9 protein-coding genes are annotated in these 14,847 nt (G+C 65.5%); 5 read left to right on the top strand and 4 right to left on the bottom strand.

Annotated elements, in window-relative coordinates; translation table 11 throughout:
• The coding region (locus GY937_25850) for a hypothetical protein (GenBank protein ID MCP5060141.1) at positions 1-1,202 on the bottom strand (1,202 nt) is incomplete at its 3' end.
• A gap of 304 nt (positions 1,203-1,506) precedes the next feature.
• Positions 1,507-4,356: a DNA topoisomerase III gene (gene topB, locus GY937_25845; protein ID MCP5060140.1), complete on the bottom strand. Its 2,850-nt coding sequence runs from the start codon at positions 4,354-4,356 to the stop codon at positions 1,507-1,509.
• A 312-nt stretch (positions 4,357-4,668) separates the two neighbouring features.
• Here topB and GY937_25840 point away from each other — a divergent pair, with 312 nt between their 5' ends.
• Positions 4,669-5,448: a nucleoside phosphorylase gene (locus GY937_25840; GenBank protein MCP5060139.1), complete on the top strand. Its 780-nt coding sequence runs from the start codon at positions 4,669-4,671 to the stop codon at positions 5,446-5,448.
• 109 nt (positions 5,449-5,557) lie between these two features.
• Here the strand turns inward: GY937_25840 and GY937_25835 are convergent, their stop codons facing one another.
• Positions 5,558-6,859, bottom strand: a complete 1,302-nt coding sequence (locus GY937_25835) for a hypothetical protein (GenBank protein ID MCP5060138.1) — start codon at positions 6,857-6,859, stop codon at positions 5,558-5,560.
• Between the two features lie 141 nt (positions 6,860-7,000).
• Between GY937_25835 and hisS the strand changes: the two genes are divergently transcribed.
• The 3 genes from hisS to xth are packed head-to-tail and all read left to right on the top strand — an operon-like array spanning position 7,001 to position 10,994.
• The gene (hisS, locus tag GY937_25830; GenBank protein MCP5060137.1) at positions 7,001-8,290 is read left to right on the top strand and encodes a histidine--tRNA ligase; all 1,290 of its coding nucleotides are present in this window, start codon (positions 7,001-7,003) and stop codon (positions 8,288-8,290) included.
• Entirely contained in the window at positions 8,290-10,191 is a 1,902-nt protein-coding gene (speA, locus tag GY937_25825; GenBank protein ID MCP5060136.1) for a biosynthetic arginine decarboxylase, read from the top strand. Before hisS ends, speA begins: the two co-directional genes overlap by 1 nt.
• Before the next feature lie 17 nt (positions 10,192-10,208).
• The gene (xth, locus tag GY937_25820) at positions 10,209-10,994 is read left to right on the top strand and encodes an exodeoxyribonuclease III (protein MCP5060135.1); all 786 of its coding nucleotides are present in this window, start codon (positions 10,209-10,211) and stop codon (positions 10,992-10,994) included.
• Positions 10,995-11,022: 28 nt separating this feature from the next.
• On the opposite strand, the gene GY937_25815 is transcribed toward xth, so the two are convergent.
• Positions 11,023-13,230 carry a hypothetical protein gene (locus GY937_25815; GenBank protein ID MCP5060134.1) on the bottom strand — a complete coding sequence of 736 codons (2,208 nt, stop codon included), beginning with the start codon at positions 13,228-13,230 and terminating at the stop codon, positions 11,023-11,025.
• A 97-nt stretch (positions 13,231-13,327) separates the two neighbouring features.
• On the opposite strand from GY937_25815, the gene GY937_25810 reads away from it, so the two are divergent.
• Positions 13,328-14,782, top strand: coding sequence for an alanine:cation symporter family protein (locus tag GY937_25810; protein ID MCP5060133.1), 1,455 nt, complete (start codon positions 13,328-13,330; stop codon positions 14,780-14,782).
• The last annotated feature ends 65 nt before the right edge of the window (positions 14,783-14,847 follow it).

The following is a 14,847-nucleotide window of genomic DNA, read 5'->3' as shown; positions in this document are numbered from 1 at the left end:
GACCAGACCGCACGAATGGCCCACTGGGCAATCCGGCTCTCTTCCAGGGTCGGCAGCGTGGCCAACGCGAGGTCTCGCGGGTTCAGCTGATCGGTCGTGCTGAAGAGCTCCGTCTTGCCCCAGACGATGGTCTGCTTGCCTGCCCGGATCCAGAGCCGACTATCGAACATCTCGAGGTCGACGTAGGCCTCCTTCAGCTCCTTCTCGTCTTGCTGAGAGGCGCCGCGATTCCACTGCAGCTCGTTGATCGTGAAGTTCTGGTCGAAGGAATCGAAGTCACCGTCCTTGAGCGCCTGCTGGAGCCGCTCGTTCGGGTACCAGATGCCGCTGGGGACGTAGTCCGGCGCGCCCGAGTCGAAGCGCGCCTCGGGCGCGGGACGGAGCGGCAGGGCCAGGCCGCCGCCAGCACCCGCGAGAACGCGATCGTTGAAATCGTGGGCCCGGAACGGGTTCGGCGTGCTCTTCGTATCATGAAGAGGGTCGATGTCGCACTTGATGTTGTGGACGAGCTGCTGGTTCCCGTGGCCGTTCACCGGGCCGCGGGTACGGCGGCTGGCGAATCGACACTCGCTGATGTCCGAGAACAAGAGCTGCGCCGGGTCGTCGCTATCCGGGGTGACCATGTCATCCAGGATTCCATCGAGGCCAGCGCTGGCGCCCCAGAAGCCGTTGTAGGTAATCGATCCCTGGGAACTCACCGCACGCCGCGAGCCGGGCAGGTTCGCGTCCTTGTTGCGGAAGGCCAGGCCTTGAATGCTGTGGTCGAACTCCCGACGGGTGTTCCCGGTGAACTGGGTACCCGAGAAGCCGCTCTCGTGACCGCTCTGGATTCGGGCGGGCAGACGCCCCGATCGATCGCCGTACACGTCGACGTTGTCGAACATCCAGCAACCGCGTCGCCACACACAGTCGAAGCGGGCTTCGACGCGGGCGAACGCACTTACCGCGTCGAACGGGCCGAACCCATCCGGCGCGATGTCAGCTTCGATCTCCAGGTTCAGCACGTGATACCACTGGGTGAGATCCCAATCGTCCGCGCCGCTGAAATCGTCCCAGATGGACCGGATCTGCTGCTCGTAGAATCCGTGGACTTCGAGCTTGCCGTCCCAGAAATCGATCGCCGTTGCCGGCATCGAAACCATGACGAACAGAAGTGCGCCGAGCGCACCTCGCAACCGGCGAGCTGCAAACGCTGCGTACATGACCCCTCCTGATGACCGGATCGCTTGCTCTGCCCCCACGCCGCGACCGAAGGCTCCCGCCCTCGACCAATGCGACGTCGAATCAAACGTCCGGTGCGCTTTCCCCCAACAACTTCTGCCGCGGCCAGCCCCTCCGGACCGATCCGCACTGAACCCGAACGCCTCATGGCTGCCACATGGCCCCATCACGCTGGACTCAGCAGTTTGCACGTATACGCCGAACATCCCGAGAAAACAACCGAAATGAGTTTCGGGGGCGCCGGGCTTTGCCCCCAAGGGGGCTGGGAGGACCCGGCCGGATGGGTCAGTTCGACTTCGGTTTCTGCTTCGTGGCCTTGGGCGTCGCCGGTTTCTTCGCGGGCTTCCGGGTCGCCTTCTTGCGAGTCGCTTTGGCTGCGGCCTTTTTGCGTGTGGTCTTGGCCCCAGTCTTCTTTCGAGTGACCTTCTTCGTGGTCTTCTTCGTCGTAGCTTTCTTCTTCGTCGTCTTCTTGGTCGTCTTCTTTCGGGTGGTTTTTGCGTCACCCTCCGCATCCGCCTTCTTCCCGCGCGGCGGAAATTCGAAACCGTGGCGTCCCGTTTCCTTCAACACCAGGATCGCCGAGAACGGGCGACCAAAGCGCGACGTGAAATCGGTCAAGAGCTCGGTCTTGCCATTCGCCAGGTAGTACTGGGCCTCGTCCCGCGTGATCTCCCGCTTGCAGACCGTCCGGGGAAAGATGAACCCGCTGGTCTCCGGGAGCTCGGGCTTCTCGGGCGCGGGCTCGCCCTTCGCCTTGGCCTCCTTCTTGGCGGCCTTGAAGGCTGCCGTCAGCGCGTCGGCTTCGAGCTTCTTCGGGCAGATGTACTGGGTCGATGTCTCGATGATCTGGCAATCGCCCCCGCACGGGCACGGCCCGAGCGGCTCGGTGTTCACTTCGTATTCCGGGATATCGCTGGCGCTCTCGTCGTTCCAGCCCTCGGAAACGACCTTGACCTTGCCCTCATCGCGATCGAGCTCGAGGTGGCCCTTGTAGGTGCGCCCACTGCGAGCCGTGAATCCGTCGAGAATCCCGGTCTGCCCATCCTTGAGGACGGCCTGGGCGGCGGCCCTATCCATGTAGCGGCCCGAGGTGTCCTTCCAGAGCAGGAGCGGACAGTTCTCGTGCGGGCAATCCTCCTTGGCCTTCGCCTCCCGCGGAAGGTCCGGATCCTTTTCGCAGGTATAGAACCAGGCCTGTTCGACGACCGGGTGCCCGCTGTAGGGGCATTTGCCGATCGGCTCGTCGTTGCCGTAGAGCTCTTCGTAGCCGAAGGTCTTGGCGCGCTCGACGACCTCCTTGGCGTAGGTCTCGACCTCCTCCATGAATCCGGCGGCCGTCCGCTCTCCGCGCTCGACCTGTTGGAGGTGCTGTTCCAGCTCGCCGGTCAACGAGGGCGAAGCGAGACGATCGATCGAGAGCCGGTTCAGGCTGTCGATCAAGCGAATTCCCTTCACGGTGGGACGCAACGCTTTGCCTACGCGCACCACGTAGCCCTTGCGAATCAGGTTCTCGATCGTCTCGGCCCGGGTGGCGGGCGTGCCGATCCCCTTCTCGTGGAGCACGGCCGCGATGTCCTCGTCGTCCACCTGGCGGCCTGCGTTCTCCATCAAGGAGAGCAGCCGCCCTTCCGTGATACGCGCGGGCGGGCGGGTCTCCTCGGCGCTGGCTTCGACCTCACCGGTCGCAACCGCCACGCCACTCACCTCGCTCTCGCCAGGCGCGAGGGGGGCCAAGGTCACGCTCTCGCTGTCTTCCTGCGCCGGCGGCAGGACCGCACGCCAGCCCGGCTCCATCAGGGCCCGGGCGCGAGTGCGGAAGTGTTCGCCCTGGGAAACGGTCGTGCGCTCGACCCGCTCCCACAGGGCGGGCGGGTGGAACGCACCGAGGAAACGGCGCACGACCAGATCGTAGAGACGCTTGTCGTCGCCTGTGAGCTCGCTGCGCGGCGCGTTGCCGGTAGGGATGATCGCAAAGTGGTCGGAGACACCTGCGTCGTCGAAGATGCGCTTCTCGTTCTGGAGCCCATCGCGCAGCAAGCGCGCGGCACTCTCGGCGAACTCACTTCCCGGGCCATCCTTCGTACCCGCAAAGCTCTGGAGAGCTTCGTTGACGTTCGCCCGGTAGTCGTTCGGCAGGCACCTCGAATCGGTCCGCGGGTAGGTCAGCAGCTTGTGGCCCTCGTAGCAGCGCTGGGCTGCCGAGAGGGTCCGGCGTGCGCTCCAGCCGAAGCGTCGATTGCCCTCGCGCTGCAGGCTGGTGAGGTCGAAGAGCGGCGGTGCGGATTCGCGCGAGGGTTTGCGGGTCTCGCTCGCTTCGGCCGCCTGGCCCTGCACCGCAGCCACGATGGCGGTTGCGCGGGCTTCGTCGAAGAGGCGGTCGTCCTTGCGTTGGTCGTCTTCGTCGGCCTTGAAGGCAGGGTCGTACCAGGTGGCGGAATACGTCTCGCCCCCGTGTTCGAAGGTCGCGGCCACCTTCCAGTACGGCACGGGCACATGCGCCAACACGATCAGCTCGCGCTCCACCAGCAGCGCCAGGGTCGGCGTCTGCACGCGACCGGCCGACCAGGCCGTCCGCTCCTTGCGGCTCGCGAAGCGTTTGGTGAGCGCGCGGGTCGCGTTCATGCCGATCAACCAGTCCGACCAGGCCCGACATTCCGCGGCCTGGGCCAGGCCCTCCATCTCACTGCCGGGGATCAGCGAATCGAAACCCTCGCGGATGGCGTTCTTCGTCATCGATTGGAGCCAGAGCCGATCGATGGGCTTCTCGACCCCCAGGAACTTCACGACCTCCCGGAAGATCAGCTCGCCCTCGCGGCCGGCATCACAGGCGTTCACCACGCGGTCGACATCTTCGCGCTCGACCAGCTTCTTGATGGTGCGGATGCGATCGCTCTGCCCCTTCTTCTTCTTGAGCGAGAACGATTCGGGAATGATCGGGAGCACGTCGAGGGTCCAGCGCTTGTACTTCTCGTCCACCTCTTCGGGTGCGAGCAGCTCGAACAGGTGACCCACCGCAAAGGTGATGACCCGATCCTCGGACTCCCAGTAGCCGTCTTCTTCCTGGAAACCGCCCAGCGCCTCCGCGATATCGCGGGCCACACTCGGTTTCTCTGTGATGATCAGCGCCTTCGCCACCGCCGCAGTCCTCTCTCCCGATTCCCCTCGGGGCGTGTCTTCCGCATCGAACGATCTGCCCGCTCGGGCCGGCCACCCTTAGCCGGAGGCTCACGCAGTGACAAGTTCAGCGCCGAACGCGGCGCTCCCGGGAGTCGGGGCCTCACGCAGAAAACTTGAGCGTTGGCGCTCGGCGTTGGCCTCCTCTGCACACCGCCTGCCGGTGGTTTGGCGCTGCGTTCTCGCGGGGTTGGAGCATCCGGCGGGTTGCCACGAGGGGCCTCGTCGGCCAGCCTCCGGCGCGCTCGACTCATCTTTCAGGAGGTTTCCCACGTGAGCAACGCCCAACCGATCACCGGTCTCACCCCCGGCCAGGTTCCGAAGCATGTGTTCCTGTGCGGAGATCCGGCCCGGATCGATCGCATCACGGGGGGCTGGGAAGGCGCGACCGAGGTCTGCAACGTCCGGGAGTATCGCGTCGTAACGGGCGACTGGGGTGGAATGCCCATGGCCGCCGCCTCGACCGGGATCGGTGCTCCGAGTACGGCCATCCTCTTGGAGGAGTTGGTGAAGCTCGGCGCCCATACGTTCATCCGCATCGGCAACAGCGGCGGCCTTGCACCGGACCTCGAACTCGGGGATCTGGTCGTCACCACAGGCTCGGTACGCGACGACGGCACCAGCCGTAGCTACGTCCTGCCCGAATATCCGGCGGTGGCCGATCACGAGTTGGTCGGGGCCCTGCTCGGGGCCGCGAAGGAGCGGGGCGCCCGCTGCCGCGCCGGGATCACCTGGAGCCTCGACGCCTTCTACATGCGCAACGCTGTCCTCACGGAGAGCGGCGGAATGGGATCGATGAGCGTCGACGACTATTGGACGGCTGATCATCCGAACCGCATCGCCGATCTGCGCGCCGCCCGCGTACAGAACTGCGAAATGGAATCCGGCGTGCTGCTCACCCTGGCCAGCCTCTTCGGCGTTCGGGCCGGCTGCATCTGCGTCGTCTCCGACCGCACACCCTGGCCCGGCCCGGCCGAGATAGACCTCGACCGCAACATGGGCCAGTGCATCGAGATCGCACTCGACGCGATGGTGAAGGTCGCCCGGGACTAGCGAGAAGCGGAGAAGCGGGGACGTTCTTTCCGCTGTTTCCGTTACTCGGTTTCCCGCTTCGCGGGAAACCGAGTAACGGAAACAGCGGAAAGAACGTCCCCGCCTCCGGCTAGCGGACCAACTCCACCGGGACGGGCATCAGGTTCCAGGTGAGGATCGGCAGGGTTCCGCTTCGCTTGTGGATCACTGCCCGGTCGATCTTGCCGTCCTGCCAGGCGTAGCGACGCACCTCCCTGTCGTCGTCGCTGGCGACGTAGAGCTCGTCACGACCGTCGCCATCGAGATCGGTGAGCAGCGCAGCATGCTCGAAACCCTTGGATTTCGCATCGATGAGCGACTTCTCCCAGGCCGCCTTCGGATCCGCTCCCGGGCGCAGCATCCACAGGCCGGAATCCTTGGCCGCGACCACCATTTCCTTTGCGCCATCGCCTTCCACGTCACCCACCGTGAGGAAGCGCGCCATCGGGTCGGAGAGGGTCGCAACCGTGTGGCCAGCCTTCGGGTCTGTGCCCGCGTCGTAGCGGCGGATTTCCAGGTCACCGCCTTCGGCGGCCTCGATCGAGACGTAGAGTTCGTCCCGCCCGTCGCCGTCTACGTCATCGACCAGGATCTCCTTGGCGTGGCGGCCGCCCAGATCCGCCACGACGACGCGCCCCTCGTTCGTGGCCGGGACGTAGCGCACGACCTCGCCGTACTGGGGCTTGCCATCGAGCTTGTTGGGATCGCTAGGCGTCGCGTAGACCTCCAACACACCATCGCCATCGAGATCGCCGATCTCGATCTCGTGGATGAACTTGTTGGGCTCCGCATCCATCTTGATGACGTCGTAGCCACCGCCCTGCTTCGGCCGCACGACCGCGAAGACACCCTGGTCGTGGGTCGCGACGGCCAGCGCCGAGTTGCCATCTCCGAAGAGGTCGCCTGCCTCGGCGTCGCGCATGCGGCTGAACTTGCCGCCGAAGTCTTCCTTCCACAGGGTCTCCACCGGCGCGAGCTGGCCATCAGCGCCCTTTCGCCAGAGCTTCAGAGCCGCCTCGCTACCCCCCAGCGTGAGGATGCCCGGCGCCTGGCCCGGGGGCGTGTAGACCATCGCCTTGTGGAAGACGTTGCTGTCCGGATCGTCGATCTGCGTCGTCGTCCACTTGCCGCCCTCGCGCACGAGCACCGTCAGTTCGCTCTTGGGCAGCGGCCTGTTGTCCTGCCGCTCGAACCTGGAGATGGCGACCAGCAGGCCGAGGGGCAGATCCGCCGGAGCCGCCACCTTGGGCGCCGCTCCAGGGGAAGACTTCGCGGCCGTGGGGGAAGGCTTCGCGGCTGCCGCCGGAGCCTTGGCGGCGGGCTCTTCGGCCGAGCCGCAAGCCAGGGCCAGGCCGATGACGATCGAAAGGACGAGCAGGATGGGACGGACCACGGTGATCTCCTGAGGGTATGGGAGCCTGGGCGGCCCCGAGGCGAGGGGGTGTAGCAGACTCGGAACCCCGCGTGCCTGTTTCGGTTCTCCGCCAAAAGGGCTTGACCTGGCTTGCCTGGGAGACTGTGTTACCGACTGGCCGTGGCCAAGATCAACACCCAGCCTCCGCGCGGAACCCGGGATTTCTTCCCGGAGGAGCTGCGCCTGCGCAACTGGCTCTTCGACATCTGGCGCGAGACCGCCCGGCGCTTCGGCTTCGAAGAGGTGGACGCGCCGATCGTCGAGCACGCCGAGCTGTACATGCGCAAGGCCGGTGAAGAGATCGTGGACCAGCTCTACCACTTCGAGCTTCACGATCGGCACCTGGCCCTGCGCAGCGAGTTCACGCCGTCTCTCGCCCGGATGGTGATGGCCCGTCAGGGTGCCCTGCGCTTTCCGATCCGCTGGTTCGGGATCCCCCAGTGCTGGCGCTATGAGCGCATGACCCGGGGGCGACGCCGGGAGCACTACCAGTGGAACATGGATGTCTGGGGTGAGCCGAGCGTGGCCGCCGAAGCCGAGCTGATCAACGCGGCATTCTGCGCGATGGACGCGATGGGCCTCGGAGCCGGCGATGTGCGCATGCGCGTGAACAGCCGAGCCCTGCTCGAGGAAACTCTGCGCGAACGCTTCCTGGGGGACCGCCCCGAAGCCTTCGAGCCGCTTTGCGTGGTGATCGACAAGCTCGACAAGATCGGCGCGGACGCCGTCGTGGATCAGCTGGCGGATCCGGACGGTGCCATCCGCTTGCCGAAGCCGGACGCATTGGATGTGGTCGCGCTGCTCCAGGTCGACGGCCTCGAAGAAGCGCGCAAGAGCGCGCCTGCGGGCTCTGCGGCGCTCGCCGATCTCGAACGCCTGTTCGCGTTGCTCGAGGGCTACGACATCGCGGATCGCGTGGTCTTCGACGCGTCGGTCGTGCGAGGCCTCGCCTACTACACGGGAATCGTATTCGAGGCTTTCGACACCGGAGGGAAGCTACGGGCCGTTTGCGGAGGCGGACGCTACGACCGGCTGCTCGAAAGTCTCGGCGGGAAGCCGGCTCCCGCCGTTGGATTTGGCTTCGGCGATGCGGTGATCGCCGAACTGCTCGAGGAGAAGGGCCTGCTCCCGGAGCTCCCTCGCACGCTCGAGGCCGTGGTCTTTCCCTTCAGCGACGCGGAACGCCCGCAAGCCCAGGCCCTGACGTCGAGCCTGCGCCTGGCCGGCCAATCCGTCGAACTCGTGTTAGGCCAGATGAAGCCCAAGCGCGCGTTGGCGGACGCAGATCGGGCGGGTGCCGAGCGGATCTACCTGATCGGCCCGGACGAACTCTCCCGTGGCGTGGCCCGGGTTCGTGAGCTTCGTACCGGCGAAGAACGGGACGAACCGCTTCCGAAGGGAAGCCATTGATGCACGGCTGGACGACTCGCGACAGCCGGGAGCTCTACAACGTCGAGAACTGGGGCCGTGGGTATTTCGAGATCGACGCGAACGGCGATCTCCAGGTACAGCCCCGCGGCGCAGGCGGACCCTCCATTGCGCTTCCGGACCTCGTCAAGGACTTGCGCGAGCGGGGCCTGCGCACGCCGCTCCTGGTGCGCTTCTCGGACATCTTGAAGAGCCGGATCGATCACCTGGCCGGCGCGTTTGGAAAGGCGACCAGCGAGTACGGCTACCGCGGCCGTTTCCGGGGCGTGTATCCGATCAAGGTGAACCAGCAGCGCCACGTCGTCGAAGAAATGGTCGAACTGGGGCGGGATTGCTGCCTGGGCCTCGAGGCCGGCAGCAAGCCCGAACTCCTGATCGCCCTGGCGCTGCTCGATACCCCGGAAGCCCTGATCATCTGCAACGGCTACAAGGACCGCGCCTATATCGAAACGGCGCTGCTGGCCCAACGGCTCGGCCGCACACCCATCATCGTGATCGATCGCTACCACGAGTTGGAGTTGGTCATCAAGGTGGCCACGGAGCTGGGCATCCGCCCCCATATCGGCATCCGCGCGAAACTCTCCGCCCGCGGCGCGGGGAAATGGGTCGAATCCTCGGGAGATCGCTCGAAGTTCGGGCTCACGGCGGCGGAGATCGTCGAGGCCGTCGACCGCCTCCGACACGAAGACATGCTGGAGTGTCTGGAGCTCCTGCACTTCCATATCGGTTCCCAGATCACGACGATCCGCGCGCACAAGGATGCACTTCGCGAGGCCAGCCGCATCTTCGCCGGCCTGCATGAACTCGGCGCCCGCCCTTCGCTCTTCGATGTCGGCGGCGGGCTTGCCGTGGACTACGACGGCTCGCGCACGCACTTCCATTCGTCCAAGAACTACTCGTTGCAGGAGTACGCAAACGATGTGGTCTCGGCGATCCAGGAGGTATGTGACGAGAAGGATGTGCCGCATCCGGATCTCGTCACCGAGGCCGGGCGCTGGATGGTCGCCCACCACTCCGTGTTGCTCTTCGACGTGCTCGGCGTCAACGATGTAAAGCCCAACGCGCGCCCTCAGCCGGTTGCAGAAGACGACCCCAAGCTCCTCCGCGATCTGGAGGAGACTTTCGAGGCCGTCAACCACAAGAACCTCCTCGAGTGCTACCACGACGCCATCCAGCTGAAGGAAGATGCCGCCACCCTTTTTGCCCACGGCCAGCTCGATCTGCGCGATCGCGCCCGGATCGAACGATGGTTCTGGGCGTGTTGTGACAAGATCCAGCGGTTTTCGCGTGAGCTTCCGGAGGTTCCCGAGGATCTGCGGCCCCTGGAGAAGGCCCTCGCCGACACCTACTACGGCAACCTCTCGGTCTTCCAGAGCGCACCGGATCATTGGGCCGTGAAGCAGCTATTCCCGCTGATGCCCATCCATCGCCTCGACGAAGAGCCCACGCAGCGTGGCGTGATCGCCGATCTCACCTGCGATAGCGACGGCAAGATCGATCAGTTCATCGACGTGCATGGCGTCAAGAGCGTGCTCGAGCTGCACGCGGTAGATGGGGCCACCTACTACCTCGGCATGTTCTTGATGGGCGCCTACCAGGAGATTCTCGGCGACCTGCACAATCTCTTCGGGGATACCGATGCCGTGCACGTACGTCTTTCCGACGACGGCGGCTACGAGATCGAGCACGTGGTCGAGGGCGATGACGTGCGCGAAGTCCTGGCCTACGTCCAATACGACCAGAGCACCCTCAAGGAGAAGGTCCGGCGGCTCACCGAGAGCGCCCTTCGACGTGGCGACATCAGTCTCGAAGAAACCCGCCTGCTCCGCCGCCGCTACGACCAGGGCCTCTGGGAGTACACCTACCTCGATCCGGATCGCTGAGCCGTTCACCCATGTCCGTGCGAATACTCTCGTGGAACGTGAACGGGTTGCGCGCCTGCGAACGGAAGGGTTTTCGGCGTTGGCTCGATCGCTCCGACGCGGAGATCGTCGGCGTGCAGGAAGTGCGAGCCAATCGGGACCAGCTCTCCGCCAGCCTGACGACGCCCAACAGTTGGCATGCGGAGTTCTCGGCCGCCAAGCGCCCCGGCTACAGCGGTGTAGGCCTCTACGCGCGGCGAAAACCCGATGCCGTGGAGACGGCGCTCGGCCAGCGTAGCTTCGATGACGAAGGCCGCGTGCAGCTCGCCCGCTTCGGACGCCTGATCATCGCCAACATCTACTTCCCGAACGGAAGCGGCAAGAACCGGGACAACAGCCGGGTGCCCTACAAGCTGCGCTTCTACCGTGCTCTCTTCCAACGGCTCGACCGCATGCGCCGCGGCGGTTACCGCGTGCTCGTAATGGGCGATTTCAACACGGCCCACCGGGAAATCGATCTGGCGCGGCCCAAGGGCAACCGCGAGACCAGCGGCTTCCTGCCCATCGAGCGAAAGGAGATCGATCGCTGGCATGACGCTGGTTGGGTCGACACGTTCCGGCATTTCGAACCCGGGCCCGAGCACTACTCCTGGTGGAGTCAGCGCTTCGGCGTGCGCGAGAAGAACATCGGCTGGCGAATCGACTACGTCCTCGCCTCGGCTGCCGCCATGCGCTTCGTCCAGGGCGCCTTCATCCACCCGGACACCCGGGGCTCCGACCATTGCCCGATCGGCGTGGACGTCGACCCCGGAATCTTTCTCTGACCCGAACGGTGGCGTCCCCCGGTCGCGTTCAGCCGCGGCGAAATTCGGCGTAGTCGACCAGGGCGCGGAGCGCGGCAATGGCGCGGTGGGCACTCGAGTAGCAGACGCGGCCTTCTTCGCGGACGCCAACGGGGCCCGCGTTGCCGTAGGCGCGATCGGTATAGGCCAGCTCAGTGGCGCTCAGTACGGGTTTGTCGTGCCGTTCCGAGGCTTCGCGGGCAGCCTGGGCATAGCGGCGATCCTGGCGCGCGTGGAAGTCGGCGATCCGGTCGAGCCCGAAATCCGGGTGGAACTCGCCGGAACGGAAGGCTTCGGCTTGTGCTGCTTGGATACCGAGCCCGAGGTGGATGACAGCATCGACGTCGGGATGGGCGCAGATCAGGTCGAGCACCTCCGGGATGGTGTCCCGGGTTTCGCCGCCGGCCAGGTCGATCGGGTTGCTCCTGCTCCAGCGCGGCGGGACCATGCCGTCGATCTTGGCGCGCAGATCTTCCGGCAACGCCATCAGCTCGAGACCCGCTTCTGCGCAAGCGTCCGCCGCCAGCACTCCCCATCCGCCCGCGGTCGTGAACACGATCGTACGCCGGCCCCGTGGCAAGGGTTGGGTGGCGAACGTCGCGGCCCACTCGAAGGCGTGCTCCACGCTTGGCGCGCGAATGGCGCCGACCTGCCGCGCGATGCCATCGAAGACCCGGTCGTCGCTGGCGAGGGAACCGGTATGGCTGGCGGCCGCCCGCTTGCCTTCGGCTGCCACACCCCCCTTGACCAGCACCAACGGCTTCTTGGCCGTCACCCGCCGCGCCGCCTCGGCGAAGCGACGCCCGTCGGGGACTCCCTCCAGGTAGGTGAGTGCAACCGCCGTTTCCGGATCCGCCGCGAAGTACTCGAGGAAATCCGGCAGGCTGGTCTGGGCGGAGTTGCCCGCAGAGACGGCCTTGGAGATTCCAACGCCCGTGAGGACGGCGTAGTTGAGGAAGCTCGAAACCAGGTTGCCGCTCTGGCTGGCCACCGAGATCCGACCGGCCGGCGGGTAGGGCGCAACGATCTGCGCGCACATCGAGGGACCCGTCGAAATGACGCCCTGGCCGTTGGGCCCGGCCACGACCATGCCGAGTTCGCCTGCGACCCGGACGAGTTCCTTCTCGCGCTCCCGCCCTTCTTCGCCGGCCTCTCCGTAGCCACCACTTGCGATGAACGCGGCGCGGATTCCGCGCTCGGCGCAGGCCCGCAGCAATTCGATGTTCGCCTGGTAGGGCGTGCAGACGAAGACGAGGTCCGCCTCGCCCGAAGGCACTTCGGAGATTCCCGCCAGCGTCGGTCGTCCCAGGATCTCTCCGCCATCCCGCGTCACAGGGAAGAGCTTCCCCTGATAACCGAAGCGCAGAAGGTTGTGGTACGTCACGAACCCGAATTTCCCGGGGTGCGAAGAAACGCCCGCAATGACGATGCCCCGAGGATGGAAGAGCGGGCGGAAGCGTTCGATCAACTCGGCATCCGTCGGCGGCGGCGAACCTGCGGGCGCGGTCGAACCCGTTGGCCGCTGCGAACCTGTGGTCGCAGTCGGGTCCATTTCCGGTGCTGCCGCTCCGCCCAACTCGACCAGGCCGTCGACCGCCACGGGCTTTCCATCTCGAAGGATCAGCGGGTTGACGTCCACGCTGACGATATCGGGCCGGGCCTCGGCAAGACGGGAAAGGCCAACCAACACATCCGCAAGTTCATCGAGATCAGCAGCCGGCTCCCCGCGAAAAGGCTCGCTGATCAGATGCGAGGCGCGCAACCGCCCGATCAAACCGCGGGCGGCCTTCCGATCGATGGGCACTGCTGCAAACGCAACGTCTTTGAGGGCTTCGGTCAGAATGCCACCGAGCCCCAACACGACGCAGGGGCCGAACTGAGGATCGCGGACCAGGCCGGCAATCAACTCCCGACGACCCGCAACCATCTCCGCGACCAGTAATTCGACCGGGCCGTCTTCGGGGGTCGCCCTTGCCAGGAGGTCTTCGGCGGCATTCCGCACGGCGGCCTTGTCGACGAGGCCTAGCCGGACCAGATCGCGTTCGGTCTTGTGAGCGATGCTGTCGCCACAAAGCTTGAGGGCCACCGGGAAGCCGATCCGTTCTGCCGCATCAGCGGCCGACGCAGCATCGGCCGCCACCGCCTCGCGAGAGATCGGGATGCCGTGCTCGGCCAAAAGGGTCTTGGATGCATGCTCGGAAAGGGTCGCTGCCGTCATGAGGACCGCTTATGCTAGACAAGACCCCTGAACCTGCCATCCACCCATCACGGCCCGCTCCCCCTTCGGGCCCGACGACCCCGGGAGCGACGTGATCATGGAACAGAACGCGGGTTTCCTTGCCACCCTCGAGAGCCTCTTCCAGACCGTTCTGGTCGATTGGGTCGCGGCAGTCCTCTTCTTCGATCTGGCGTTCTGGGATGACGGCATCCAGCTGCCGATCGTCGTCGTCTGGCTGATGCTCGGTGCCACCTTCTTCACGCTGCGCTTCCAGTTCGTGAACGTGCGCGCCTTCCGCCACGGCATCGACTGCGTGCGGGGGCGCTACACCAGGGAAGGCGAGACCGGTGAGATCTCCCATTTCCAGGCCCTCTCCGCGGCTCTCTCGGCCACGGTCGGGCTCGGCAACATCGCTGGCGTGGCCGTTGCCGTCGGAGTCGGCGGACCAGGAGCCATCTTCTGGATGGTCATGGCGGGAATCCTCGGCATGACGTCCAAGTTCGCCGAGTGCACGCTCGGGCAGAAGTACAAGACGATTCGCGAAGATGGGCACGTCTCCGGTGGCCCGATGCACTACCTGCGCGACGGCCTGGCCGAGTTGGGATATGCCAGGCTCGGAAGGATTCTCGCCGTGGTCTTCGCGGTGATGTGCATCGGCGGCAGCTTCGGCGGCGGCAACATGTTCCAGTCGAACCAATCCTTCGCCCAGTTCGCGAGCCTGGTCCCGATGCTCGACAACACGACGGGTGCAATCCTCTTCGGCGGTGCTCTGGCCACGATCGTCGGATTGGTGATCGTCGGCGGTATCAGGCGAATCGGCGAGGTCGCGGGCTATCTGGTTCCGATCATGTGTACGATCTACGTGCTGACCGGTGCCGTCATCCTGCTCATGCACGCCGGTGAGCTGGGCGCCGCGTTTGGCACGATCCTACGCGAGGCCTTCGCCCCCACCGCAGCCGCCGGGGGCGTCATCGGGGCGATGGTCCAGGGCTTCCGTCGCGCCGCGTTCTCGAACGAGGCCGGCACAGGCTCAGCGTCGATCGCGCACTCCGCCGCGGCCACGGACGAGCCGATCCGCGAAGGCATCGTGGCGTTGCTCGAGCCGTTCATCGACACGATCGTGGTATGCACCATGACCGGCCTCGTGATCGTCGTGACCGGAGCGCACCTCCAAGAAGGCCTCTCCGGCATCACCATGACCAGCTGGGCCTTCGAGAGCGCCTTCCCCTGGTTCAAGGTCGTGCTCGGAATCACGGCCGTACTCTTCGCCTTCAGCACGATGATCTCGTGGAGCTACTACGGCGAACAATGCTGGGTGCAGCTCTTCGGCTTGCGCAGCATCGCCCTGTACAAGGCCCTCTTCCTGGCTTTCGCCTGGCTCGGTGCCATCTTCCAGGCCCAGGCCGTCCTCGATTTCGGCGACCTGATGATCCTCGGAATGGCAGTGCCAAACATCATCGGCGTCGTGATGCTCTCGGGCAAGATCCGCGCTGCACTCGACGACTACATGGGGCGCCTGAACTCCGGAGAAATGCGACCCATCTCCAACTGAGGAATAAGTCAACAAGCGGGGACGGGGTTTACAATTGACTTTTGACGGGCGGAGCCCGTCAAAAG

It is taken from the genome of bacterium (genome assembly GCA_024228115.1).
GTDB lineage: Bacteria > Myxococcota_A > UBA9160 > UBA9160 > UBA6930.
Note: the sequence above shows the minus strand (reverse complement) of the source record. Positions and strands in the feature narration are given on the sequence as shown.

Excerpts from the sequence above, each read along its gene's own strand:
- GY937_25810 (MCP5060133.1), top strand. The coding sequence starts at position 13,328 with ATGGAACAGAACGCGGGTTTCCTTGCCACCCTCGAGAGCCTCTTCCAG.
- GY937_25815 (MCP5060134.1), bottom strand. The coding sequence starts at position 13,230 with ATGACGGCAGCGACCCTTTCCGAGCATGCATCCAAGACCCTTTTGGCC.
- speA (MCP5060136.1), top strand. The coding sequence starts at position 8,290 with ATGCACGGCTGGACGACTCGCGACAGCCGGGAGCTCTACAACGTCGAG.